Genomic DNA, 23,713 nt, shown 5'->3' with positions numbered 1-23,713 from the left:
CGGCTGGCAGGTTGTTCGATGGCTGGCGGCTTTTAAGGCGCTAGCGGTCGCACAAGCCGCTATCGGGTGGATCGGTTTGGGGGTAGCCGTACTGCGGTTAGGCGAGGGGTGGGGGTTCCAGGTCCTCGAGGCTGCGGGTGGTGAGGATGGGGGAGCCGATCAGCCAGAGGACGGCGAAGAGGCCGCCGGTCGCGGAGATCAGCAGGGTCTCGCGGACTCCGATCCAGGTGCCTAGGAGGCCGCCGATTACGGCGCCGAGGGGACGTACGCCGTAGTTGATGCTGCTGAAGGCGCCTGCGACACGGCTCCGCATGTGCTCGTGGATTACTGCGGCCTGCAGGGAGTTCAGTGGGACGTCGAAACACATCACCGCGAACGCTCCGATGAACTCGGCCGCGGCCAGCACGCCGGCGCGAACCCAGACCGGGCCTGAGGCGAAGGCGGCGATGGCGATGGATGCCGGGAAGACCACCGCGCCGAGGGCGATCAGCCGTCCCGCGCCGAGCAGTCGCGTCAACGGCGTCGCTGCCAGTGCTCCGAGCAGACCACCCGACGCGCCGATGCCGAAGGCGATACCGATCGTGCCGGCTGACAGCTCCAGGTTCCGGCTGGCGAACAGAACGAGCAGTGCCGTGCTGATCAAGTTGAAGAAGTTCACGGTCGTCGCGCACCCGAGGCTGCTGCGCAGATACGGATGCCGCAGCAGGTACCTCATGCCCTCGCGGGCTCTGCGGAGCAAGGAGTCCTCGCTCTCATCGGCCTCGGCAGGCGCCGTCTTGAGCCGGCTCACCTGCACCGCCGAGAACACGAAGGTCAGCGCGTCCACGACGATCGCGACGGGCGCGCTCAGCCACTGCACCAGGAGGCCGCCCAGCGCCGGACCGCCCATGAACGAGATCGACCTGGTCGCCGAGAGCTTGCTGTTCGCCTCCAGGAAGTGGTCCCGCGAGACCAGCCGCACGAAGAACGACGCGTAGGCCGTGTTGAAGAGCACGTGCGCGGTCCCGGCCAGGATCGCGACGGCGTACAGCTGGCCGAGTGTCAGCAGGTCCAGCCAGTACGCCGCGGGCAGCGACAGCAGCACGATCGTCCGGCTCAGGTCGGCCGCGATCATCAGTGGGCGCTTGTCCCGGCGCTTGTCCACCCAGGTGCCGATGAACAACGACGCGAGGTTCGGCAGCCACACCGCGGCAGTGAGGAAGCCGACCTGACTGGGGGAGGCGTCCAGCAGGGTGACCGCGATCAGCGGCAGGGCGAGCTCGCTGATCCGGTCGCCGAACTCGGAGACGCCCTGGGCTGACCAGAAGGTCCGGAACTGGCGATCACGCCACAGGCTGGTCGGAGTCAGTGTCTTCACGGTGCTGTCCTCACGGGGGGCGGCGGGAGCTCAGGTGGTTGCTTCAGGCAAGGAAAGGCGGATCATCCGGACCGGGTGGGCGTCGGCCGGGCGGTCTTCCTCGACGCGCTGGACGTACGGCGCCAGCAGTTCCTCGATCGCGTTCTCCACTGCCTCGGCCTCCTCGAGGGTGAGGCTCACCAGCGTGTTGGAGGACCCGGCCGTGCGGCTCCACAGGGGATCGAGGTGGGGTTCGCTCTCGACCAGCCACTGCTGCGCGTAGTCCAGCGCCTGGCTGATCAGCTCCGCCCGTAGCAGCCGCCCGGCCTCGGCGCCTTCCGGTGTGTCGGGCATCTCGAACCGGAACCCGCGGGCGACGGCCTGCCACCAGCGTTGACGCTTGTCGGCGACGCCCTCGGGAGGCGGTCCGTCGCTGACCAGACCGAAGTTGGCGAGGTGGCGGAGGTGCCAGCTGGTCACCGACGGCGAGGCGCCGACGTGCTCCGACAACTGGGTCGCCGTGGCCGGCCCGTTCTTCTGCAGATAGCTGAGGGCGGCCAGCCGGACGGGATGCGCCAGCGCCCGCATCGCCTGCGGGTCGGTGATCTCGAAATCACCGTAAGGATTTCTGAGAGACATGTTTCGAGAGTAACCTCTCACATCTCTGAGCCGCATCTGTCGTAAGCGGGTGCGTAGGAAAATTCGGAGGCATAGGCTTGATGGTCGTGCTTATGGTTAACCCATGCGTACCACTGACAGCGAGCTCGACATCCCGCGCCGGATCCTGACCGGCACCGGGCTGTTCGCGGCGAGGGCCCGGGCCGAGCGCGCCGGGGCGATCAGCCTCGGCCAGACGGCGGTGCTCCGGCAGCTCCAGAAGGCCGGTGCGATCACCCCAGGCGCAGTGGCGGACCGGCTGCTGACCCAGCCGCAGTCCCTGTCCCGGACGCTCGCCGCGCTGGAGGAGCAGGGCTGGATCCGCCGCCGCCCGGATCCCGACGACGGCCGTCAGTCACTGCTCGAGATCACCTCGGCCGGGACCGAAGTACTGGCGGCTGAGATGCGGCCGCGGGAGATCTGGCTGGCCGGTGCGCTCGAGCAGTTGACCGATGCTGAGCGGGACCTGCTGGTCATCGCCGCCGGTCTGCTGGAACGGCTCTCCGAGGACAGGCGATGACGACCGCGACCCTCACCACTGACACCACCACCGACCAGGCACCGGTACGCCGGGTCGCGAGGTTGTTCCGGCCGTACCGCTGGTCGATCGTGGTGCTGCTGGCAGTGTCGGTGGCGCAGGGCGCGGCCGGAGTGGCGTCGCCGTTCCTGGTCCGCGACATCGTGGACCAGGCGTTGCCACAGCGCAGTGCCTCCCTGGTGGTGCTGCTGGCCGGGGGCATGATCGTCGCCGCGGCGATCGCGGCGGTGCTCGGAGTGGTCACCACCCGCCTGTCGAACGTGATCGGTCAGGGCGTGATGCACGACCTGCGCGTCGGGGTGTACGACCACCTGCAGCGGATGTCGCTCGGCTTCTTCACCCGGACCCGGGCCGGCGAGCTCCAGTCCCGTATCGCCAACGACATCGGCGGCGTCGACAACGTGGTGACCAACACGGCCAGCTCGGTCGTGCAGAACGGCGTCGCGGCACTCGCGGTCGGGATCGCCGCGCTGGTGATGGACTGGAAACTCGCGGCCGTCTGCCTGATCGTCGTACCGCTCTTCCTCGCCTTCTCCTTCCGGCTCGGACGGCAGCAGCGCCAGATCGCCCGCGGCCGGCAGAAGCAGCTCGCCGGGATCACCGCGCTGGTGGAGGAATCCCTCTCGGTCGCCGGGGTCCTGCTTGCCAAGACCCTCGGACGGCAGCGGGAGCTGTCGGACCGGTTCGCCACCGAGTCGCGCGCCCTCAGTGCGACCGAGTTGACCGCGGCGATGAGCGGCAAGTGGGTGATCTCGAGCCGCCGGGCCAGCCTGACGATGATCCCGGCGATCGTGTACCTCGTCGCCGGACTGACGCTGGCGCACGGCTCGGCGGTGTTCTCGATCGGCACGGTGGTCGCGTTCACCACGATGCTGAGCCGGCTGGTCGCACCCGCCACCGCACTGCAGGGACTCGGCACGGCCGCCTCCACGTCGATGGCCCTGTTCGGCCGGATCTTCGACGTACTCGATCTGCCGGTGGACATCCAGGAGAAGCCGGATGCCCGCAGCCTGCCGCGGATGCGCGGCGAAGTACGGGTCGAGGACGCGAGCTTCCGGTACGGCGAGGACGGCGGGTGGACGTTGTCCGACATCGACTTCGTGGTGCCACCCGGTACGACGACAGCGCTCGTCGGGGAGACGGGATCGGGCAAGACCACGCTCGCGTACCTCGTCGCGAGGCTGTACGACCCGCAGCTCGGGAGGATCACCATCGACGGCGTGGATCTGCGTGAGCTCAAGCTGTCCGCGATCGCGGACGCGGTCGGGCTGGTGTCGCAGGAGACCTACCTCTTCCACGAGTCGGTCCTGGAGAACCTGCGTTTTGCTGCGCCGGAGGCCACCGACGCCCAGGTGATCGCGGCGGCCCGCGCGGCGCGGATCCACGAGCTGATCGTCGGGCTGCCCGAGGGGTACGACACGGTGGTCGGGGCCCGCGGATACCGCTTCTCCGGCGGCGAACGGCAGCGGCTGGCGATCGCCCGGATGCTGCTGCGCAACCCGCCGATCCTGATTCTCGACGAGGCCGCCAGCGCGCTCGACAACGAGACCGAGCGCGCCGTCCAGGCCGCGATCGACGAGCTGGCCCGGGACCGGACCACGATCGCGATCGCGCACCGGCTGTCGACCGTGCGGAACGCGGACCAGATCCTGGTGCTCGACCACGGCCGGATCGTCGAGCGCGGCAGCCACGACGAACTGGTCGCCCGCCATGGCCGGTACGCCCAGTTGCACGGCACACTCAGCTGAGCTCAGCTCGTCGAACCCAGCTGAAAATTGGTCCGGAAAAGGATGGAACCGGGCCGGGGAGCAGCGCGTGTTAGGGGTGTGAGGGACATCGACGGTGATCCGGCAGCGGAGGTCGCGGCGCTCTACCGCCGTACCTGGCCGCGGCTGATCGGGCTGCTGATGTCCATCGGGGGCTCACGCGCCGATGCCGAGGAGATCGCACAGGACGCCTACGTGAAGCTGCTCGGCCGGTGGGACAAGATCCGCCGGTACGACGACCCGGAAGCGTGGGTCCGGGCGGTCGCGGTCCGGGCGCTGGTGAGCCGGCTGCGACGGCAGCAGGTGGCCGCGCGCGCCGCGGCGAAATTGATGGGCCGGTCGGCGGAGGTTCGTGAGCCGGACGGGGACGCGCTGGACGTGGCGGCGGCACTCGCCCGCATCACCCCGGCGCAACGTGCGGTGGTGGTGCTGCATCACGTGCTGGATCTGCCGATCGAGCAGATCGCGGACGAGCTGGAGCTGCCGCCCGGCACGGTGAAGTCGAGGTTGGCCCGGGCGCGCCAGGCGCTCGCGCCGTTGCTCGCGATCCAGGAGGAGGTGCCTGATCATGTGTGAACTGCGGACCGATCTGTTGATCGAGTACGTCGACGAGCAGACCCCTGGGGAGGCGCCGCCGTTCGAGTTCGTCGAGCAGGCCGTCCGCCGGCAGTGGCGTACGCGTGGTCTGGTGGCCACCGCGGCGGCGGTGCTGTTCGTGGGTGGCGCGGTGGTCGCGACGGCGTCCGTGCCGCGGGCCGAGGAGCCGGCGACACCGCCGACGAGCCCGACGGTGCCCGCGGTGGGGCTGCTGGACGACGGGCCGCCGCCGAAGCAGTTCAAGTTCGGCAACACGGTGATGCTGCTGGGGGAGGAGATCCGGGTGTCCCGGGTCGAGGTCGACTCGGAGAACCCCGGCACGCTGATCGTCGAGGCACCGCGCAACGCCGACGACTCCTGCGTTCCGCACACGATGGCGCGGATCCTGTCGCAGGACGCATCGACGGTCCGTATCGCGGCGTATCGGTACTCCGTGGCGCCAGATCAGCCCGAGGCGCAGCTCTGCGTGAAGCCGGGCACGGGCCCCCTCCGGATCGGCCTGGATCTGCGCCGGCAGGTGGGCAACCGAACGGTACTGGCCGGGAGTACGGGGAACCGGGCCGTCCTGAACTGACTTCCTCGCCGGGGTGGACCGCGACCGCCCCGGCGAGGACGTCGATCACTCTAGGAGCGGGCCCGGATGACCTTTCGCCAGATGTCGTTGACGATGTCCGCCCGCATGCCGACCGCCTCGTAGACCGCGACGGCGGGGGTCGGGTTCCCCGTGTCGACGTGCAGGATCGTGCCACTGAGACCCGCGGCCGAGTCGAGGGCGAACGCGTCGCGCAGCAGGTACTTCGCCAGCCCGCGACCGCGCGCCGCGGTGACGACCCCGAGCCGTCCGATGTAGCCGCAGTGCTCGGTCGTGAGGTAGTTGTCGTCGCACTCCCGGACGCCGACGGGCCGGTCGTCCAGCTCGAGCACGGTCAGCTTGGACCAGTGGAACGTGGAACGACTCTCGCGCTGCTTCACCCAGTCGTCGTACGGGCGGGGGACCGAGCCCGGCTGGTCGGCGAACGACTCGGTGATCACCTGGTGGGCAGCTCGCCGGATCTGCTCGTCCTGGGCTCCGCGCCGAAGCACCACACCGTCGGGAATCGCCGGCGACTCCAGCGGACCGGAGTACCGGATCGTCATCCGTTGGACGGTGGTGTGGATGAAGAGGCCGCGGTCGGCCGCGAGCGCTGACATCTGCCCGTCCTCGCGGAGCAGGCCGAGCTTGATCGCGACCTCGGCGCCGGTCTTCCGCGCATGGTCGGTGGCGCGCTCGATCGCCTGGTCCAGCATCCAGCCGGCCACCAGGGGATCGGCCGAGGAGAGATCGACCTGCGCCCGTCCGCCGTCAAGTACGACGGTGCCCGTTCCGACCAGGTCAGGGCCCGCAGTCACCAGCCAGCTGTCCACGGCCAGGTCGATCAACGGATCGCGCAGGTGATTGACGATGCCCTCGCGGCTGTACTGCGAGAAGCCGATCAGCCGGACGTCGTTCGCGGCGACATGATCCGCGACCACGTCGCCGTCCTCCGGCCGCATCGGCCGGACGGAGTACCGATCGGGCAGTACGGCGGTCATGCCCTCATCCTCGGGAACGACCGCCGTACTGTCGAACGCGTTAGCCGGTCAGCAGGCCTTGACCCACTCGTTGGCGCCGCAGGCGTCCTCGGCGACCTGGGCGCTACGGCTGGTGTCGGGCTTGACCGCGGCGACCGGGGCCTGGTCGGTCCACGAGGCCAGGGTGACGCCGACGGCGTCCTCGACCGAACGTGGGCTGACCAGGTAGTTGTTGCTGATCATCGAGAAGACCAGCTTGCGGCCGTCCTTGGTCGAGACGTACCCCGACAACGCGGTGACGCCGGTGAGCGAACCGGTCTTGCCGTGCAGGTTGTTCGCGGCCGGCGTGTTGCGCATCCGGCTGCGCAGGGTGCCGCCGGTGAACCGGTCGGGGTTGCCCGCGATCGGCAACGCGTCGTACCACTGCTGGAACCAGGGCTCCTGCCGCACGCCGATCAGGATGTCCGTGACGCTCTTGGCGGTCACGTTCACCTTGCGGGACAGGCCGGAGCCGTCCGACAGCCGGATCGTGCTGGTGTCGACACCGACGCTCTTGGCGTAGTCGGTGACGACCCCGAGGCCGGCGGACCAGCTGCCGTCCGCCTCCGCGACCGCACCCATCGCCTTGACCAGGGTCTCGGCGTGCATGTTGTTCGACAGCTTGAGGAACGGGTTCATCAGCTCGCCGACGGTCATCGACTCGTCCCGCGCAATCTGCTGGGCGGTGGTCGGGGTCGCTGCGGTGCGGACGTGTCCGTCCACCTGGATCCCCTGCGCGGCCAGGGCGCGGCGGAACACGTCGGCGGCGTACAGGGTCGGCTCCCAGACGGTGACCCACTCCTGGCCGCCGGTGTCGTCGGCCGGGACCGAGCCGGTGACCCGGACGACGTTGGTGCCGTGGTCGCGCTCGATGGTGAGCGTGTTGTCCGAGCCGGCCGCGCCGGTGGTCGCGGTGTTCACCAGCTTGATCACGCTGTTGGCCGGTACCAGGGTGAGTTTCACCGGCGCCCCGACCGTCGCGCCGGGCAGGCTGTCGACGATCGCGGTACCGGAGTCGTAGTCGGTGTTGGGTGCGAGCGTCAGCGCGGAGATCTGGGCCGAGTAGTAGAACGGCTCGTCGTCCCAGGACCAGGTGTCGCCGAGCCGGACCTTATCGAAGTAGGTGTCGTCGGCGATCAGGTCGCCGTCGATCTGCCGGACGCCGGACTTGGCGACCTGCTGGGCCAGTGCGACGTAGTCCGACTCGAGCGAGGTCGGGTCGCCGTAGCCCTTCAGGTAAAGGTCTCCGCGCAGCTTCCCGCCGCGGACCGGAGCCGTTGCCAGCACGTCGGTGTGGAAGCGGAACCCGGCGCCGAGGGTATGCATGGCGGCGGTCGAGCTGAACAGCTTGGTGTTGGACGCGGGCAGCAGGCGAGTGCCGCCGTTGCGGTCGTAGAGCGTCTCGCCGGTGGTCGCGTCGCGTACCACCAACCCCACCTGGGACCCCTCGAAGCGCGGGTCGGCGAGCAACGCGTCGAGTTGCTGCTGCAGCCCGGTGGCCTGCACGGCGGCAGGCGCCCCGACGGACTGGGTCGGCAGGCCGGTCTGGGTCAGCAGACCGGCCGTCGCGGCGACGGCCGCGGCGACAGCGACCACTCCACGGGGCGACGCGGCCACTCTCGGTAAAAACTTCACGGTGACTCCTTGGAATCGGGCGGAAACCAACAACGCACACCCGGAGTCTCCATCTCCGAGCCCCCGGGGTCCAGCAATTGCGAACCACAACTTTCCGCGGACCCCGGGCGCCACCTCTCGTCAGTCAGGTGAATCGATGGAAAGTCGGTCCAGCAGGTTCCATCCCACCTGAGGAGTTCTGATGCGCAGACGACTTCTGGCGGTGCTGCTCTGGCTGGCCGGCTTCGTCGGGGATGGCCCGGTCCCGGGTCGGGGATGACCCGGGATCACCCCGTCCGCTGCGTGGCGCAGTACAGCCTGGGTGGACCGGGCCTCGTACGCTCGGAGCAGCACCGACGCAGCAACCGGGGAGTCCGGAACACCAGATGGCGAGTCCACCAGAGCAGGTCTTGGCCGATCGGCGGCCACATCGCCGGCCGGTCTGGCTCGACCTGCGCCGTACTACCAGAGGCCTGCAGGCGATGTTCCTGGGCGGCCTCGCGTCACTGATCTCGCTGGTGATCACCTTCTGGACCCTGCCCCAGATCAGCAGCGACGGCGCCCTGCCGGTACTGCGACTGGTGGTGATCCTGGCGGTGATCGGCCTGTTGATGCGGTGGATCCTGGCCGGGGTCGCGATCCTGATCGGGTCGATCGGTGTGCTCGTCGGCGGGCTGCTGTCCCAGTTCGCGGTGGTCTACCTCGGCGTCACCATCGATCCGGGGGTGAACCTGCACGGCGGCCCCGAGGCGGCGCTGCTGGTGTCGATCGTGATGTCCTCGGTCAGCGCCTTCGTCGGCTGGGTCGCGTATGCGGGCAGTGACGACGCGTACGTCTCCGAGGTGATGCGGGTGGTCCGCCGCCGGGCCCGCCGGATCCAGGCGGCGCCGAAGACCGGTCTGCTGATCATCCAGCTCGACGGCCTGTCGGCGCCGCTGCTGAACTGGATGGTGATGTCGGGCAACCTGCCGCACCTCGGCGGCTGGATCCGCGACGGCAGCCACTCGATGGTCGACTGGCACACCGGTGTACCGGCGACCACGCCGGCCAGCCAGGCGGGCATCCTGCACGGCGGCTCCGGCCAGATCCCGGCCTTCCGCTGGTACGAGAAGGACACCGGCCGGGTGATGGTGACGAACCGGTCCCGGGACGCCGCCGAGATCGAGGCGCGGATGTCGACCGGCCGTGGCCTGCTCGCCGACGGCGGCGCCAGTATCAGCAACAACTGGTCCGGCGACGCGCCGAAGTCGGAGTTGGTCTTCAGCCGCGCGGCGCTGCCGGACGGCAGCAGCCGCGGGTACGTCCGGTTCTTCTCCAGCCCGCAGGGTGCGGCGCGCGGGCTGGTGCTCTGCGTCGCAGAGATGGTCAAGGAGCTCCACCAGGCCCGCAGCCAGCGCCGGCGCAACCTGGTGCCGAGGGTCAACCGCGGCGGCTCGTACATCTTCCTTCGGGCCATTTCCAACGTGCTGCTGCGCGACCTGAACGTCTCCTTGATCACCGACGAGCTGATCAAGGGCACACCGGTGATCTACTGCGACTTCGTCGACTACGACGAGGTCGCCCACCACGCAGGGCCGACCCGACCGGAGTCCATGCAGACGCTCGAGGGCCTGGACCGGGTGCTCGGCGCGCTCGAGCGGATCATCGACACGCTGCCGCACGCGTACGAGATCGTCGTGCTGTCGGACCACGGCCAGAGCCAGGGCTCCACCTTCCTGCAGCGGTACGGGCGGACTCTCACCCAGGTGGTCGACGACCTGGTCGACACCACGAAGGAGCCGGTGGCGGCCACAGGGCGCTCCGAGGGCTGGGGTCCGGTGAACGCCTTCCTGACCGAGGTGAGCCTGCGCCGCAGCGTGACCGGCTCGGTCGCCCGCAAGGCCTTCCACGGGAAGGCTCCCCGGGGCGAGGTCGAGCTCGGGCCGGCCGACTGCGAGCCGCCGGTCGCCGCCGACGAGCAGATGGTGGTCACCTCGTCCGGGAACCTCGCGCTGATCTATCTCGCCACGACGATCGGCCGGGTGCCGCTGGAGGAGATCGAGCTGCAGCACCCGCGGCTGATCCCGGGGCTGGCGACGCATCCCGGCGTCGGGTTCGTCGTGGTCGACTCGATCGCCGAAGGACCGGTGGCGATCGGCCGGGCCGGCGTCCACGTACTACGCTCCGGCCGGATCGAGGGCGTCGACCCGCTCACGGCGTACGGACCGCACGCCGCGGCGTCGATGCTGCGGCAGGCGGAGATGCCGCACAACGGGGACATCGTGGTGATCAGCCGGCTGGACGAGTTCACCCACGAGGTGGCCGCGTTCGAGGAACTGGTCGGCTGCCACGGCGGGATCGGCGGCTGGCAGACGGAGGCGGTCCTGGTACACCCGCGCCGTTTCGCGGTCGACGAGTTCCCCGTAGGCTCCGACGCGGTACACGCACTCCTGATCAGCTGGCTCGAACAACTCGGCCAGCGCACCGACCAGGCCGACCAGACCGGCAAGCCGGCCGCAGCGGAACAGGTCACGCCGGAACGTGTCGCCGAACCGTCCGACGCGAGCGTGGAGGCCTGACGAAGTGCGGATCACCTGGTGGGGGCACAGCACCATCACCATCGAGGAGAACGGCACCCGGCTGCTGACGGACCCCGTGCTCACCTCGCGGATCGCACACGTACGGCGTCGTCGCGGCCCGGCCCCGACGCCCGAGGCCGGACAGTGTGACGCGGTGTTGGTGTCCCACCTGCACGCGGACCACCTGCACCTCACGTCGCTGCCCATGGTCTCGCCCGACGCGGCCCTCGTCGTACCGCGAGGTGCGGCCAGGTTGATCCACGCGGAGCGCGGAGCGGAGTACTCGGAGCGGTGCATCGAGGTTGCCCCGGGCAACCAGGTGCGGATCGGCAACCTCGACCTCACGGTGGTGTCCGCCCATCACGACGGACGCCGGCTGCCCTGGTCCTCGTACCGCGCGCCGGCGATCGGGTTCCGGATCGAGGGCGCGCCGAGCGTCTGGTTCGCCGGGGACACCGACCTGTACGACGACCTCGCCGCCGAGGCGGGTCCGGTGGATCTGGCGCTGGTCCCGGTGGGCGGCTGGGGTCCCTCGCTGGGGCCTGGCCACCTGGATCCCGTGGGCGCGGCCGAGGCGGTCCGCCGCGTCGGGGCACGGGTCGCCGTACCGGTGCACTTCGGGACGTTCTGGCCGATCGGGTGCGACTGGCTCAAGCCCGAGTTGTTCCTGCCGCCGGGAGAGAAGTTCAAGGCTGCGATGCACGAGGTGGACTCGGCGGTGAAGGTGGAGTTGCTCGTCCCGGGAGAGTCGGCCGAGGTGGTGCGGCCGTGAGCGGTGACCCCCGCTTCGACCTCTGGTACCTGTGCGTGCTCGCCGGGGCCGTCCTGCTCGGCGCGGTGCTCCCGGTGCTGCCGACGGGCGCGGCCGTGTCGGCGGGCGCGGTACTGGCCTCCCACAGCAACCCCATCGGCCTGGTCGGCGTACTGATCGCGGGGGCCGGCGGCGCGTACGTCGGCGACCTGATCGTGTACGGCGCGTGCCGGTTGGGCGGGGAGAGGCTGGCCAAGAGGGTCGGCTGGCTCCGCGACAATGCCTCGCTCGACGCGCTGCGGGTCCGGTTGAGCCATCACGAGGTCTCTGTGCTGCTGACGTCCCGGCTGATCCCGGGGGGACGCGTTCCGGTGCTGCTCGCGGCCGGGCTCGCGGGGTTCTCCTGGCGCCGGTTCGCGGTGGTGGACCTGGCCGCCTCGTCGCTGTGGGCGGCGGTCTACATGGCGATCGGGCTGCTCGGGTTCGCGTTGTTCGACGAACCTTGGCAGGGTGTCCTCGCGGCGATCGTGCTGGTGATCCTGGTCACGGTGGTCAGCAGCCTGGTCCAGCGCCAGCGCAGGAGGGTCGCGGCCGCCCGCCGGGCCGGGCCTGAGGAGGAGGCCGAGCAGACCTCCGAGACTTCCGAATCCATGCCTTCCGAGGCCAAGGCCTCCGAAGCCAGGGCGTCAGACTCCGAATGAGGTGTTGCGGAGCCGTTCGACCAGTTCCGCTTCACCGTCGAGCTTGACCTGGGCGACCGCCTGGCGGCCGAAGCAGAACAGCACGAGCTCGACCGGCTCACCCGTCACGGTGACCGAGCCCCGCGCCGTCGGCTTCTTCGCGACCGACTCGGCGCCGTCCGGGAGGCGCAGTACGAGGCCGCTCGGGGCCTTGCGGGTCATCGACTTCGCGGCGAGGCGGAGCTGCTTCCACAGACCTTGCTGCTGCTCGGCGGGCAACTCGCGGACGGTGAAGTCCGGGACCGCGCGGCGGACGTCCTCGTGGTGGACGAGGTACTCCGTGGTGTTCAGGTTGTGGCCCAGGCCCGGGAACGAGTAGATCGAGAACGTCGGCGGCCCGGTGCGGACCTTGTCCACGATCTCGGTGAAGGAGTACTTCGCCTTCGTATGCGCCATCCGCCGCTCGGTGGTGTCCGCGAGCGCCGGGATCATGATCCCCGGACCGGCGAGCGGATCGGCCTCCCGGACATACAGGTGGACCGCCAGATCGTGCGTCGTCCACCCCTCGCAGAGCGTCGGCTGATCGGGCCCGACCTGGTCGAACAGATCACACAGCGCGAGTCGTTCCACCTTGCTGTAGTCGGTCACAACTCGATCGTAGTTGTCTTGCGACCCCTACCAGGTGTCGCCAGCACTAAAAGCACATCCGGTAGGGGTCGCACCAATGGCAGAATGTCATTCGTTGTCAGCCTCGTGGCTGGCTACGCCCCTGACAGTGCCGTCATCGTTCTGAGGATGTTTGCGTGCCGCAGCCGAAAGTCCCGAGCAAGGGCAGTGTGACCCGGCGCGGGTTCGCCGTTCTGCGCGTCGCCATCTGGGAGGAGCCGTGGGTGTTCGCGCTCTCGGTGCTCGCGAGCATGCTGTACGGCGCGATGACGGTGGCCGACGGGTGGGCCCTGGGCTGGGCCACGGACCATGTGATCCGGCCGGCGCTGGAGCGCGGTGACACCACCTTCGGCGCGATCGCGTCGATGGTCTCGCTCTTCCTCGGCATCGCCGTGCTCCGCGCGATCGGCGTGGTCGGCCGCCGGATCGGCGCCGGCGTGATGCAGTTCCGGCTGCAGGCGACGTACCGCGAGCGCGTCACCCGGCAGTACCTGAAGCTCCCGCTCGAGTGGCACCACAAGCACCCGACCGGGGAGCTGCTGTCCAACGCGAACGCGGACGTCGAGTCGACCTGGTACCCGATCGCCCCGCTGCCGATGGCGGTCGGCGTGATCGCGATGCTCGCCTTCGCCACCGTCGCGATGTTCGCGGCGGACCCGTGGCTCGCGGCGGTCGGTTGCCTGGTGTTCCCGCTCGTCTTCGTCGCGAACGTGATCTTCCAGCGCACCCTGCAGCCGCTCGCCACCCGCGCGCAGGAGTTGCGAGCGGATGTCTCCGAGGTCGCGCACGAGTCGTTCGACGGCGCGCTGGTGGTCAAGACGCTGGGCCGGGAGGCCGCCGAGACCGAGCGCTTCCGGGCGCCCACCTACGAACTGCGCGACGCGAACATCGCGGTGAACAAGGCGCGCGGCGCGTTCGACCCGGTGATCGAGGGCCTGCCACGCATCGGAGTACTGGCCGTTCTGCTCGTCGGGGTCGGGCGGGTCAGCTCGGGCGCGGCCGACGCCGGTGACGTGGTGCAGGTGGCGTTCCTGTTCACGCTGATCGGGTTCCCGATCCGGGCGCTCGGCTGGGTGCTGGGGGAGTTGCCGCGCTCCGTCGTCGGGTGGGACCGGGTGCAGCGGGTGATCACAGCCGAGGGCGGGATGGAGTACGGCGCCGAGAAGCTGACCCACTCGTCGGCCGCGCGGCTGGAGGTGTCGGACGTCCGGTTCGGCTACCTGCCGGACCGCGACGTGCTCGCCGGCGTGGATTTCACCGTCGAGCCGGGCCGGACCGTCGCGGTCGTCGGCCCGACCGGCGCCGGCAAGTCGACGATGACCACCCTGCTCACCCGGCTGGTCGATCCCGAGGAAGGGTCGGTCAAGGTCGACGACCACGACCTGCGCTCGCTGGCCCGCGACGAACTCGCCGGCTCGGTGGCGCTGGTCGCGCAGACCGCCTTCCTCTTCGATGACACGATCCGCGGCAACATCACCCTCGGCGGCGACTACACCGACGCCGACGTGTGGGACTCGCTCCGGATCGCCCAGGGCGACGGATTCGTGAAGTCCCTGTCGCACGGCCTCGACACCAAGGTCGGCGAACGCGGTACGACGCTGTCCGGCGGCCAGCGGCAGCGGATCGCGCTCGCCCGGGCGCTGGTGCGGCGACCCCGGTTGCTGATCCTGGACGACGCCACCAGCGCGGTGGATCCCCAGGTCGAGGCGCGGATCCTGGCCGGGCTGCGGACCGCCGTACAGGGGGCCGAGGCGGCGACCACCGTGCTGGTGATCGCCTATCGCAAGGCGACGATCGCGCTGGCGGACGAGGTGCTGTTCCTCGACGAGGGCCGGATCGCGGATCAGGGGTCGCACCTGGAGTTGCAGGCCCGCTCGGCCGCCTACCGCGACCTGGTCGACGCCTACGAGAAGGACGCGGCGCGGCGTGAGGAAGAGGCGGCGCTGGAAGCAGATATGGACCGCGATCTCGACACCTACGACGCAGAAGGAGCATCCGCGTGAGCGCCGCAGAGGCCACCCGGCTCGACCACGGCGACGACGCCGGCGGTCTGGAGACCCTCAAGCAGGGACTCCGGGTCTCACCCGAGCTCGGCCGCGGCTGGGGGGTCACGGGGCTGCTCGCGCTGACGATGACGGCCGGGCGGATCGTCGTACCGATCGCCGTCCAGCAGACGATCGACAAGGGCCTGTCGGGTCCCGGCGGTCCGGACATGTCGTTCGTGGCGTGGATGTGCCTGCTCTGCGTGGGTGCCGTGGTGATCACCGGCGTCGCGTCGTACCTCACCACCGTGCGGCTCGCGAAGAACTCCGAGCGCGGGCTCGCGACGATGCGGATCAAGGCGTTCCGGCACGTGCACGACCTGCCGGTGCTGACCCAGAGCACCGAGCGCCGCGGCGCGCTGGTCAGCCGGGTCACCTCCGACGTGGATACGGTGTCGCAGTTCCTGCAGTTCGGCGGGTTCATCTTCCTGGTCAGCATCGGGCAGATGCTGCTCGCGACCGTGGTGATGTTCTTCTACTCCTGGCAGCTCGCGCTGGTCGTGCTGATCTGCTTCCTGCCGTTGTTCGCCAGCCTGAAGTACCTGCAGCGGAAGATGTCCGCGGCGTACGGCGTGGTCCGGGCGAAGGTCGGCGAGATGCTGTCCGCGATCGCCGAGCCGGTCGTCGGCGCCCAGGTGGTCCGCGCCTACGCGATCGAGCAGCGCACCCAGGCCCGGATCGATGCCTCGATCGAGGACTACCGGCGGACGGCGACCCGCGCCCAGGCGATCACCGGGATCACCTTCTCCATCGGTGGTCTGGCGGCCGGTCTGGCCAACGCCGGCGTGCTGACCGTGGGCGTGCTGCTCGGGGTGGATGGCAAGGCGACGCTGGGGGAGATCCTCGCGTTCATGTTCCTGGTCGCACTGTTCTCCGACCCGGTGCAGATCGCCACGCAGGTGCTCACCGACGCCCAGAGCGCCTTCGCCGGCTGGCGGCGCGTGCTCGGCGTGATCGCGACCCCGGCCGACGTGGTCGACCCGGGCGAGGACGGCGTCACCCAGGCGCGGGGCCCGGTGACGGTCGAGTTCGCCGACGTGAACTTCGCCTACCCCGACGGCGACCTCGTACTGCGGGACGTCGACGTCCGGCTGGAACCGCACCGGCGGGTCGCGGTGGTCGGCGAGACGGGTTCGGGCAAGACGACCTTCGCCAAGCTGCTCACCCGGCTGATGGATCCCACCTCCGGCGCGGTACTCCTCGACGGGGTGAACGCTCGCGAGATCTCGTTCTCCTCGTTGCGTGAGCGGGTGGTGATGGTGCCGCAGGACGGGTATCTCTTCGACTCGTCCCTCGCCGAGAACGTCCGCTTCGGGCGGCCCGAGGTGACCGATGCGCAGTTGCTGGACGCGTTCGCCGATCTCGGGCTGACCGACTGGCTGGAATCGCTGCCGGACGGGCTGGAGTCACCCGTCGGTCAGCGAGGCGAATCCCTGTCGGCGGGTGAACGTCAGCTGGTGGCGCTGGTCCGGGCGAACATCGCGGACCCGGATCTACTCGTCCTGGACGAGGCGACCTCGGCGGTGGATCCCGGGACCGAAGTACGGGTGAATGCCGCGCTGGAGCGGCTGATGGCGGGTCGCACGTCCGTGACGATCGCCCACCGGTTGTCGACCGCGGAAGCCGCCGACGAGGTCCTGGTCTTCGACGACGGCCGCATCATCGAGCGCGGTCCGCATGCGGACCTGGTCCAGGCAGGAGGCGTCTACACCCACCTCCACGCCAGCTGGATAGCCCAACGCTCCGCAGTCTGAACCGAAGCTGGACAGGTCTAACGGGCCGGGGGAGGAAAGGGGCCCCCGGCCCGTCGACCTGCCGTGCGCGGCCAGCTGGGCCGATCCGTCGATCGGCCGCTGACCAAGTGGTACTGCGCGGTCGGCGCGCTGCTGCTTGCTCCGACTACGCGGTCTGCGCGCTGCTCGCTTGGACTACGCGGTCGGCGCGGCGCCGTTCTCGCGGCCGGCGCCCGGCTGCGGTACGAGCAGGAACTCGACACCGCCCTTGTCGTCGACGGCCGCGTCGAGGATCTTGTCGTCGAGCGCGTTCGCGGCGTTCTCCTCGAGGAATACCCGGGCGCCGCTCTCCTCGACCACCTGATCACCCGGCAGCGGCGACTCAGTCGTGGTCACCGCCAGTGCCGGGTCGGCCGGGTTCTCCTGCGAGATCCGGACGCCGGCGCCTTCGGGAGCGCCTTCGACGCCCGTGATGCTCTTGATCACCAGGGTGGCGTTCTCTGTCAGGGTAAGCACTGCTGCTCCTAGCATCGATTGCGGTGAGCGCGTCCCGTGCCCCTTCCCCCAACCTCCAAACATCCCCGCCCGAAACCCGAACCCCCACCCACCCGCACCCGCGGTACCTCGGCCACCCGCACCACGGCCACCGGCACCACCGCACCCAGCTCCGCCTGCAGCCTGCCCGGCTACTTCGCCCGGCCACCTCGGCCCGCCGCGGTCGCCCGCCCAGGCGACCTGCGACCTTGTGCACCGTTCGCGCGGCAGCAGAGCCGAGGACTACTTACCTCGTGCACAAGGTCGACGAAGCCTGGGGCGGACCAGCACTTTGTGCACCGCCCGAGTGTTTTCCGCCCGTCAGACTGCTTGGGCGGCGCACAAAGTCGCCCAGCGGACTCCGCCCGGACTCGCCCAGCGGACTCCATCCGGACTCGCCCAGCGGGGTCCGCCCGGACTCGCCCAGCGGACTCCGCCCGAACTCGCCCAGCGGGGTCCGCCTGGGCGTCGTTGAGTGCACGCGATTGGCTGGCCGGGGCGGATTGACCGTCGCGGGGTCTCGCCGACGCGGAGATGGTGGTGCCCGGGGGCGTGCTTGAGGTGGTGCGGGTGTAGTGATGCAAGTGCGTGTGGTGGTGCGAGTGTGGTGGTACCGGGGTAGTGCGGGTGGGTGAGTGATGCGGGGTCAGGCGTAGAGGGGGTGGTCGGGCTCGATCGGGGCCGGCCAGAGGGACGGATCGTCTGGGCTTGTGGTCCGCCAGGTCGGCTCGGCGCCGGTACGACGCTTGCCGCGGGTGAAGGCCGCTCGGAGGCGCGCTGCGAGTTCGTCCGCCTTCAGGACGGCGTCTTCCCAGCCGAAGTGCACCAGTTCCAGGTCGCGATCCGCGAGCCGCTGATCGCGTTCGGCCGCACGCCGGAGGAGTCGGCGACGTTGCGCAGGTGTCGGAGCCTCGAACTTCGCGAGGCCGTCCGCCTCGGCAGCGGTGCGGAACTCTGGCCACCAGAAGTCGACTCGCTCACCCAACCACTGCCGGCCGTCCCAGAACTGGGCTTGAAGCACCGGCATCGGCAGGCCGGCCTGCAGGAAACGGACGCGGGCGAAAGACTCCAATGCCGACTCCGACCTGGGATCCGCGATGGCAACGGCCGCGCGCGCCCGTTGCACGCCGGGCCAGCGGCGCTGGCGTCGCAGTACCAGTTCGAGTTCAGTTCGTGGCACCGAGACGGCCAAGGCGTGGTCCACCGTCACCACCGCTTCCTCGAGCGGCAGTTCGCGGGCGAGGTCGATGGTCGTTCGCGCGTCCGCGGTGAGCAGGTGCCCGTCGAGACGTTGGAGATCCGCGGCCGTGAGCCCAGCGCGTCGGAGTACCAGGTCGTCTCGCTTCTGGTTCCTGCGTCGGGCACCGGGCAAACACGTCAGCCAGACCGCGTCCTCCCGTGGACGGTCATCCCGCGGCCGGTTGTTCCAGACCCTCAGCCCGGACACCTCGGCCGCGGTGAAGTGGCTGACGACCGATCGCGGATGTGCCGACTGCGCGCACCGGATGGTCGCGGACCGTTCGTCCAGGCCGCCGTCGATGTATCGCCGATGGGATCTCTGCAGCGCCTCCTTGCGGAGGAGCCGCTGGAGATCGTGATCGGCGAGACCGAGCCGGTGCAGCTCCTGGCGAGTCACCGGCCCGCCGATGATCGCCTTCACGGATTCCCGCACCTCGTCATCGAGCTTTTCCACGCTTCGATGATCGCCGAGCAAACCCCTCGCTGACGCCCGTCTCCAATTCCTGTGGACAACCACCCCGAATCCCGGCCTCCGCCGTACGCCACGCCCCCACAACATCATTACCCGGGTCCGGACGAGGCTCGCTGTTGCTGTCGACTTTGTGCACCGCCTGAGCAGCCCGACGACGGGCGGACGCTCAGGTGGTGCACAAAGTGCTGGTGTGCCCCTGGTCTTCATCGACCTTGTGCACGAGGTGAGCGGTTCGGGGCTCCGTTGCCGCGCGAACGGTGCACAAAGTCGCGCGGATGCGGGCGGGCGGGTGGGTTGCGTGCGCGGTGCGCGTGTCGGGGACGGAATGCGAGCGGGAGGAGGGCAGGGCAGGTGCCGGGGGAACGGGCGCGGGCGGGAGGTAAGCAGGTCAGGAGCGGGGGGCGGGGGTTAAAGGAAACGGTGCGGGCGGCAGCCTGGAAACCCGGGTGCGGAGTGTCGGTGGAGTGGTGTGTGATCAGGCGTATGACTATCGAGCTGGGTGTGCCGGGGGTCGGCGGGTTGGGCGAGGTTGCCGGGAAGCTGGGGGAGTGGCAGTACGGCGGGGTGGCGGTGCAGGTGCATCCGGGGGATCTGGGGTGGTTCTGGCGGTTCGGGGCCGAGCGGACCGCGGATGCCGTGCGGGTGTGGAAGCGCGACCACGAGATCCTCGCGGTCGGGTTGCTCGACGAGCCGGACATGTTGCGGCTCGCGCTGGCGCCGGGTGCGTTCGACGACGCGGAGCTCGCCCAGCAGATCGTCGACGACAGCTCGGACCCCGCGCGCGGAGTACTGATCGAGGGGACCGTGTACGTCGATGCGCCGGAGGGTGCGCGGGCTCGCGACCTGCTGTTCAAGGACGGGTGGGACGCCGACGAGCCGTGGGTACCGCTCGAGCGTGATCTCGCGGAGCCGATCGAGGATCCCGGTCTGGCGGTCGAGGTGATCGGACCGGACCAGGCGCACGTGCGGACCGCGGTCCAGCGCGCGTCCTTCGACGGCTCCACCTTCACCGACGAGCGCTGGCACGCGATGGCCGCCGGTACGCCGTACGCCGACGCCAGGTGTCTCGTCGGGAGGAACGGCCGGGGTGACCCGGTGGCAGCGGTCACCGTGTGGTCGGCCGGAGCCGGCAAGCCGGGACTGATCGAGCCGTTGGGGGTGCACCGCGAGTTCCGCGGCGCCGGACACGGCAAGGCGATCACCGTCGCCGCGGCCGCCGCGCTCCGGGACCTGGGTTCGTCCAGCGCCCTCGTCTGCACGCCCGCCTTCAACGTCGGCGCCGTCGCCACCTACCGCACGGCCGGGTTCCAGCCCCTCCCCGAGACCCGCGCCCAGGTCCGGAAGGCCTGATACCTACGCGGCGACCTCGTCGGCGGCCCGCAGTACCCGAAGGGTGTTGCCTCCGGCAAGTTTTGCGAGGTCGTCGTCGCTCCAGCCGCGGTCGGCGAGGGCGTAGAAGAGCGACGGGTACGACGCGACGTCCGGCAGTCCGACCGGGAACTCCGGGCAGCCGTCGTAGTCGCCGCCGAGCCCGATGTGGTCGATCCCGGCCACCTCGCGGACGTGTTCGACGTGCGCCACCACGTCGTCGAGGGTCACCTGCGGCTTCGGTACGCCGTACGCCTCCTTCAGCTTCTTCTGCTGAGCCGGCACCAGCGGATCGAGGCCGAGCTCACCCGCCAGTTCGCGGGCCCCCGCCACCCAGTCGACGTACGCCTGCGAGACGAAGACCGGCACGAACGTCACCATGCAGACCCCGTCGTTGCCGGCCAGCGTCTGCAGTACGTCGTCCGGCACGTTGCGCGGGTGGTCGCAGACCGCCTGGGCGGACGAGTGGCTGAAGATGACCGGCGCGCTGGTCACCCGCAGCGCGTGCCGCATCGTGTCGGCTGAGACGTGCGAGAGGTCGACCAGCATGCCGAGCCGGTTCATCTCCCTCACCACGTCCTCGCCGAACTCGTTCATCCCGCCGAGCACCGGCTCGTCCGTGGCGGAGTCGGCCCAGGACACGTTGTTGTTGTGCGTCAGCGTCATGTACCGGACGCCGAGCTCGCGCATGATCCGCAGCACGCCGAGCGACTCACCGATCGAGTGGCCGCCCTCCATCCCCATCAGCGAGGCGATCCGGCGCTCCTTGAAGGCGATGTCGACGTCGTCCGCGGTGTCGGCGAGCTGGAGCGCCTCCGGGAAGCGCGCGACCATCCGGTGCACGAAGTCGATCTGCTCGAACGTCCGGCGGACCGCGTCGGCGTCCTGCGGCACCCACAACGACCAGAACTGGGCCGCGACCTGGCCGAGCCGGAGCCGGGGCAGGTCGGTGTTCAGCTTGGGCACCGAGACGCTCAGGTCGTAAGCGTCGAGGTCGTACCCGCACAGCTCGTGGAAGGCGATCGGGAGATCGTTGTGGCCGTCGATCAGGGGATGGTTCTGCAGCAGGGTCTGCACCCGGGCGACACTCGTCATTCCGGCATTTTGTCAGGCCCGGCGGCGTCTCGCATGCCCACCCGACGCCGGGCCGTCGGGGTTGTCCGCGGCCACCCGACCCCGGGCGGTCGGGGAGTGACGGGGGATCGGGGACAATGGGGTGGTGGATACCGAGGAGCTGACCTTCGACGCGGCCGGGCTGATCCCTGCCGTCGTGCAGCAGTACGACACCCGCGAGGTCCTGATGGTCGGCTGGATGAACGCCGAGGCCGTCCGCCGGACCGCCGAGTCCGGCCGCAGCACCTTCTGGTCGCGCAGCCGCCAGGAGTACTGGGTGAAGGGCGAGACGAGCGGCAACCGTCAGCACGTGAAGCAGATCCTGGTCGACTGCGACGCCGACACCCTGCTGGTCCTGGTCGACCAGGAGGGCCCGGCCTGCCACACCGGGACGCGAAGCTGCTTCGAGCACGGCGAATTCGAGGTCAAGGCGTGAACACTCCCGATCTCGAGACCTTCCGCGAGTACGCCAAGGACCGTCGTGTCATCCCGGTGACACGACGGCTGCTGGCGGACGCGGAGACCCCGATCGGCGTCTACGGCAAGCTCGCGGCCGAGCGCGAGGGCACCTTCCTGCTGGAGTCCGCGGAGAACGGCGGCGTCTGGTCGCGGTACTCGTTCATCGGGGTGCGCAGCGCCGCCACCCTGACCGAGCGCAACGGTGAGGCCGTCTGGACCGGCACCCCTCCGGTCGGACTGCCGCAGACCGGCGACCCGCTGAAGGCGCTCCGCGAGACGCTGGACATCCTGCACACCCCGCGGCTGCCGGACCTGCCGCCGCTGACCGGCGGCATGGTCGGCTTCCTCGGGTACGACGCGGTCCGCCGGCTGGAGAAGTTGCCGGACACAACGACCGACGACCTCGGCCTGCCCGAGCTGACCTTCCTGTTCGCCACCGACCTGGCCGCGCTGGACCACGAGACGGGCGAGATCTGGCTGATCGCCAACGCGGTCAACTGGGACGACTCCGACGAGCGGGTGGACGAGTCCTACGCGGACGCCGTCCGCCGGCTGGACGCGATGCAGAAGGACCTCGCCCAGCCGACCCCGTCGTACGTCGTGCACGCGAACCGGCAGGCGCAGCCGGACCCGCACCGGCAGCGGTCCGGCGCGGAGTACCGGGAGGCGGTGGAGACCGCCAAGGAGGAGATCCGGGCGGGCGAGGCGTTCCAGATCGTCGTCTCGCAGCGGTTCGAGCTGCAGACGACGGCGAGCGCGCTCGACATCTACCGGGTGCTCCGCCGGTCGAACCCGAGCCCGTACATGTACCTGGTCCGCCTGGACGGCTTCGACATCGTCGGGTCCAGCCCCGAGGCGCTGGTGAAGGTCACCGACAACAAGGTGATCCTGCACCCGATCGCCGGCACCCGCCCGCGCGGCGCGACGCCGGAGGAGGACCGGGCGCTCGAGGAGGAGCTGCGCGCCGACGCCAAGGAGCGCGCCGAGCACCTGATGCTCGTCGACCTCGGCCGCAACGACGTCGGCCGGGTCTGCGCGCCCGGCACGGTCGAGGTGGTGGACTTCATGGACGTCCGCCGCTACAGCCACGTGATGCACCTGGAGTCGACGGTCACCGGGCGGCTGCAGGCGGGCAAGACCGCCTTCGACGCGCTCACCGCCGCGTTCCCGGCCGGAACGTTGTCCGGAGCACCGAAACCGCGGGCGATGGAGATCATCGACAAGCTGGAGGTGACCCGGCGGGGCGTCTACGGCGGCGTGGTCGGTTACCTCGACTTCGCCGGTGACGCCGATACCGCCATCGCGATCCGTACCGCGGTGCTGCGCGGTACGACGGCGTACGTGCAGGCGGGCGCGGGCATCGTCGCGGACTCGGACCCGGCCTCCGAGGACGCCGAGTGCCGTACCAAGGCGGCGGCCGTCCTGAACGCCATCGCCGTCGCCGGCACGTTCTCCGAGGTCTGATGCGCCCACAACGAGTGGTGGACCTGCTGGCGGTGGTGGCCCTCGTGCTGCTCGGCCTGTCGGCCTACCTGACCTGGTCGATCGCTGACCCCGGCAGCGGCCGTCCGGTGGTGAACTTCAACGGGTACGCCGTGACCCGCGCGCCGGTGACCCTGGCGCTGGCAGGCGTGGTGGCCGTCATCGTCACCAAGCTCGCCGGTACTGCGCTCCGGCGTGTCCTGGCCGCCCTGGTCGCGCTGATGGGAGTAGCCGCGATCGCGGTGGCACTGCAGGTGCGACCGGATGCCGCGGAACTCGGTAGGCTCCGGCCAGAGCTCAGTCAGGCGGTGACGGACCGGGTGCTCCTCAGCACCGGACCGGCGCCCTGGCTTGCTCTGGCGGGCGGGGTGGCACTGCTGGCGGCGGGAGTGATCGCGCTGCTCACGGCGCATCGATGGCGGCGCCCGACGCTGCGGTACGAGCGTGATCCGGCCGCCACACCGGCCGATCAGTGGAAGGCGATCGACGCCGGTGAGGACCCGACGATCTGACTGTCG

At 70.1% G+C, this 23,713-nt stretch carries 21 protein-coding genes; 13 read left to right on the top strand and 8 right to left on the bottom strand.

The genetic code is table 11. The annotated features are described in order from the left end of the window. Positions 1-97: 97 nt before the first annotated feature. Together EV644_RS05940 and EV644_RS05935 are read right to left on the bottom strand one after the other, a co-directional pair. Entirely contained in the window at positions 98-1,357 is a 1,260-nt protein-coding gene (locus EV644_RS05940; RefSeq protein WP_132188179.1) for an MFS transporter, read from the bottom strand. Positions 1,358-1,387: 30 nt separating this feature from the next. Further along, positions 1,388-1,975 carry an ArsR/SmtB family transcription factor gene (locus EV644_RS05935; protein ID WP_132188180.1) on the bottom strand — a complete coding sequence of 196 codons (588 nt, stop codon included), beginning with the start codon at positions 1,973-1,975 and terminating at the stop codon, positions 1,388-1,390. 103 nt (positions 1,976-2,078) lie between these two features. On the opposite strand from EV644_RS05935, the gene EV644_RS05930 reads away from it, so the two are divergent. The 4 genes from EV644_RS05930 to EV644_RS05915 all read left to right on the top strand — a co-directional run bounded on the left by EV644_RS05930 (position 2,079) and on the right by EV644_RS05915 (position 5,468). Next, positions 2,079-2,513, top strand: a complete 435-nt coding sequence (locus tag EV644_RS05930) for a MarR family winged helix-turn-helix transcriptional regulator (RefSeq protein WP_132188181.1) — start codon at positions 2,079-2,081, stop codon at positions 2,511-2,513. Then, entirely contained in the window at positions 2,510-4,279 is a 1,770-nt protein-coding gene (locus tag EV644_RS05925) for an ABC transporter ATP-binding protein (protein WP_132188182.1), read from the top strand. The genes EV644_RS05930 and EV644_RS05925 overlap by 4 nt, the downstream gene beginning before the upstream one ends. 78 nt (positions 4,280-4,357) lie before the next feature. Next, positions 4,358-4,873 (top strand): sigma-70 family RNA polymerase sigma factor, encoded by a 516-nt coding sequence (locus EV644_RS05920; protein ID WP_158292748.1) that lies wholly within the window; start codon positions 4,358-4,360, stop codon positions 4,871-4,873. After that, complete coding sequence (locus EV644_RS05915) at positions 4,866-5,468, top strand: hypothetical protein (RefSeq protein WP_132188184.1); 603 nt, start codon at positions 4,866-4,868, stop codon at positions 5,466-5,468. The genes EV644_RS05920 and EV644_RS05915 overlap by 8 nt, the downstream gene beginning before the upstream one ends. A 50-nt stretch (positions 5,469-5,518) precedes the next feature. Here the strand turns inward: EV644_RS05915 and EV644_RS05910 are convergent, their stop codons facing one another. Both EV644_RS05910 and dacB read right to left on the bottom strand, forming a co-directional pair. Next, entirely contained in the window at positions 5,519-6,466 is a 948-nt protein-coding gene (locus EV644_RS05910) for a GNAT family N-acetyltransferase (protein ID WP_132188185.1), read from the bottom strand. 48 nt (positions 6,467-6,514) lie between these two features. After that, positions 6,515-8,119, bottom strand: a complete 1,605-nt coding sequence (gene dacB / locus EV644_RS05905; RefSeq protein WP_132188186.1) for a D-alanyl-D-alanine carboxypeptidase/D-alanyl-D-alanine endopeptidase — start codon at positions 8,117-8,119, stop codon at positions 6,515-6,517. Positions 8,120-8,484: 365 nt separating this feature from the next. On the opposite strand from dacB, the gene EV644_RS05900 reads away from it, so the two are divergent. Genes EV644_RS05900 through EV644_RS05890 form a run of 3 tightly spaced genes read left to right on the top strand, consistent with a single transcriptional unit; the run spans position 8,485 to position 12,108 of the window. Continuing rightward, complete coding sequence (locus EV644_RS05900) at positions 8,485-10,656, top strand: phage holin family protein (RefSeq protein ID WP_241998026.1); 2,172 nt, start codon at positions 8,485-8,487, stop codon at positions 10,654-10,656. A 4-nt stretch (positions 10,657-10,660) separates the two neighbouring features. After that, the gene (locus EV644_RS05895; protein ID WP_132188187.1) at positions 10,661-11,428 is read left to right on the top strand and encodes an MBL fold metallo-hydrolase; all 768 of its coding nucleotides are present in this window, start codon (positions 10,661-10,663) and stop codon (positions 11,426-11,428) included. Continuing rightward, the gene (locus tag EV644_RS05890; RefSeq protein WP_132188188.1) at positions 11,425-12,108 is read left to right on the top strand and encodes a DedA family protein; all 684 of its coding nucleotides are present in this window, start codon (positions 11,425-11,427) and stop codon (positions 12,106-12,108) included. Before EV644_RS05895 ends, EV644_RS05890 begins: the two co-directional genes overlap by 4 nt. Here EV644_RS05890 and EV644_RS05885 read toward each other — a convergent pair. Continuing rightward, the gene (locus EV644_RS05885; RefSeq protein WP_132188189.1) at positions 12,094-12,735 is read right to left on the bottom strand and encodes a TIGR03085 family metal-binding protein; all 642 of its coding nucleotides are present in this window, start codon (positions 12,733-12,735) and stop codon (positions 12,094-12,096) included. The two genes, EV644_RS05890 and EV644_RS05885, sit on opposite strands and share 15 nt — an antisense overlap. Positions 12,736-12,890: 155 nt before the next feature. On the opposite strand from EV644_RS05885, the gene EV644_RS05880 reads away from it, so the two are divergent. Together EV644_RS05880 and EV644_RS05875 are read left to right on the top strand one after the other, a co-directional pair. Then, positions 12,891-14,756 carry an ABC transporter ATP-binding protein gene (locus EV644_RS05880; protein ID WP_132188190.1) on the top strand — a complete coding sequence of 622 codons (1,866 nt, stop codon included), beginning with the start codon at positions 12,891-12,893 and terminating at the stop codon, positions 14,754-14,756. Further along, positions 14,753-16,549 carry an ABC transporter ATP-binding protein gene (locus EV644_RS05875; protein WP_132188191.1) on the top strand — a complete coding sequence of 599 codons (1,797 nt, stop codon included), beginning with the start codon at positions 14,753-14,755 and terminating at the stop codon, positions 16,547-16,549. The genes EV644_RS05880 and EV644_RS05875 overlap by 4 nt, the downstream gene beginning before the upstream one ends. 174 nt (positions 16,550-16,723) lie before the next feature. On the opposite strand, the gene EV644_RS05870 is transcribed toward EV644_RS05875, so the two are convergent. Both EV644_RS05870 and EV644_RS05865 read right to left on the bottom strand, forming a co-directional pair. After that, entirely contained in the window at positions 16,724-17,044 is a 321-nt protein-coding gene (locus EV644_RS05870) for a Fe-S cluster assembly protein HesB (RefSeq protein ID WP_132188192.1), read from the bottom strand. Between the two features lie 664 nt (positions 17,045-17,708). Then, the gene (locus EV644_RS05865; protein ID WP_132188193.1) at positions 17,709-18,755 is read right to left on the bottom strand and encodes a hypothetical protein; all 1,047 of its coding nucleotides are present in this window, start codon (positions 18,753-18,755) and stop codon (positions 17,709-17,711) included. Between the two features lie 501 nt (positions 18,756-19,256). Between EV644_RS05865 and EV644_RS05860 the strand changes: the two genes are divergently transcribed. Further along, entirely contained in the window at positions 19,257-20,123 is an 867-nt protein-coding gene (locus EV644_RS05860) for a GNAT family N-acetyltransferase (protein ID WP_132188194.1), read from the top strand. 3 nt (positions 20,124-20,126) lie between these two features. Here the strand turns inward: EV644_RS05860 and EV644_RS05855 are convergent, their stop codons facing one another. After that, a complete protein-coding gene (locus EV644_RS05855; protein ID WP_132188195.1) occupies positions 20,127-21,236 on the bottom strand; it encodes a dipeptidase in 1,110 nt (369 codons plus the stop codon). A 124-nt stretch (positions 21,237-21,360) separates the two neighbouring features. On the opposite strand from EV644_RS05855, the gene hisI reads away from it, so the two are divergent. From hisI to EV644_RS05840, 3 genes are read left to right on the top strand one after another with little or no spacing between them, the layout of a single operon-like run. Continuing rightward, positions 21,361-21,690, top strand: a complete 330-nt coding sequence (hisI, locus tag EV644_RS05850; protein ID WP_132188196.1) for a phosphoribosyl-AMP cyclohydrolase — start codon at positions 21,361-21,363, stop codon at positions 21,688-21,690. Continuing rightward, positions 21,687-23,177, top strand: a complete 1,491-nt coding sequence (locus EV644_RS05845) for an anthranilate synthase component I (RefSeq protein ID WP_132188197.1) — start codon at positions 21,687-21,689, stop codon at positions 23,175-23,177. The genes hisI and EV644_RS05845 overlap by 4 nt, the downstream gene beginning before the upstream one ends. Then, the gene (locus tag EV644_RS05840; protein WP_132188198.1) at positions 23,177-23,707 is read left to right on the top strand and encodes a Trp biosynthesis-associated membrane protein; all 531 of its coding nucleotides are present in this window, start codon (positions 23,177-23,179) and stop codon (positions 23,705-23,707) included. Before EV644_RS05845 ends, EV644_RS05840 begins: the two co-directional genes overlap by 1 nt. Positions 23,708-23,713 lie beyond the last annotated feature (6 nt).

It is taken from the genome of Kribbella orskensis, assembly GCF_004342085.1.
GTDB lineage: Bacteria > Actinomycetota > Actinomycetes > Propionibacteriales > Kribbellaceae > Kribbella > Kribbella orskensis.
The sequence above is the reverse complement of the archived record's forward strand: the minus strand, read 5'-3'. Positions and strand labels throughout refer to the sequence as shown.

Excerpts from the sequence above, each read along its gene's own strand:
- EV644_RS05935 (WP_132188180.1), bottom strand. The coding sequence starts at position 1,975 with ATGTCTCTCAGAAATCCTTACGGTGATTTCGAGATCACCGACCCGCAG.
- EV644_RS05930 (WP_132188181.1), top strand. The coding sequence starts at position 2,079 with ATGCGTACCACTGACAGCGAGCTCGACATCCCGCGCCGGATCCTGACC.
- EV644_RS05925 (WP_132188182.1), top strand. The coding sequence starts at position 2,510 with ATGACGACCGCGACCCTCACCACTGACACCACCACCGACCAGGCACCG.
- EV644_RS05915 (WP_132188184.1), top strand. The coding sequence starts at position 4,866 with ATGTGTGAACTGCGGACCGATCTGTTGATCGAGTACGTCGACGAGCAG.
- EV644_RS05910 (WP_132188185.1), bottom strand. The coding sequence starts at position 6,466 with ATGACCGCCGTACTGCCCGATCGGTACTCCGTCCGGCCGATGCGGCCG.
- EV644_RS05900 (WP_241998026.1), top strand. The coding sequence starts at position 8,485 with ATGGCGAGTCCACCAGAGCAGGTCTTGGCCGATCGGCGGCCACATCGC.
- EV644_RS05860 (WP_132188194.1), top strand. The coding sequence starts at position 19,257 with ATGACTATCGAGCTGGGTGTGCCGGGGGTCGGCGGGTTGGGCGAGGTT.
- EV644_RS05855 (WP_132188195.1), bottom strand. The coding sequence starts at position 21,236 with ATGACGAGTGTCGCCCGGGTGCAGACCCTGCTGCAGAACCATCCCCTG.
- EV644_RS05840 (WP_132188198.1), top strand. The coding sequence starts at position 23,177 with ATGCGCCCACAACGAGTGGTGGACCTGCTGGCGGTGGTGGCCCTCGTG.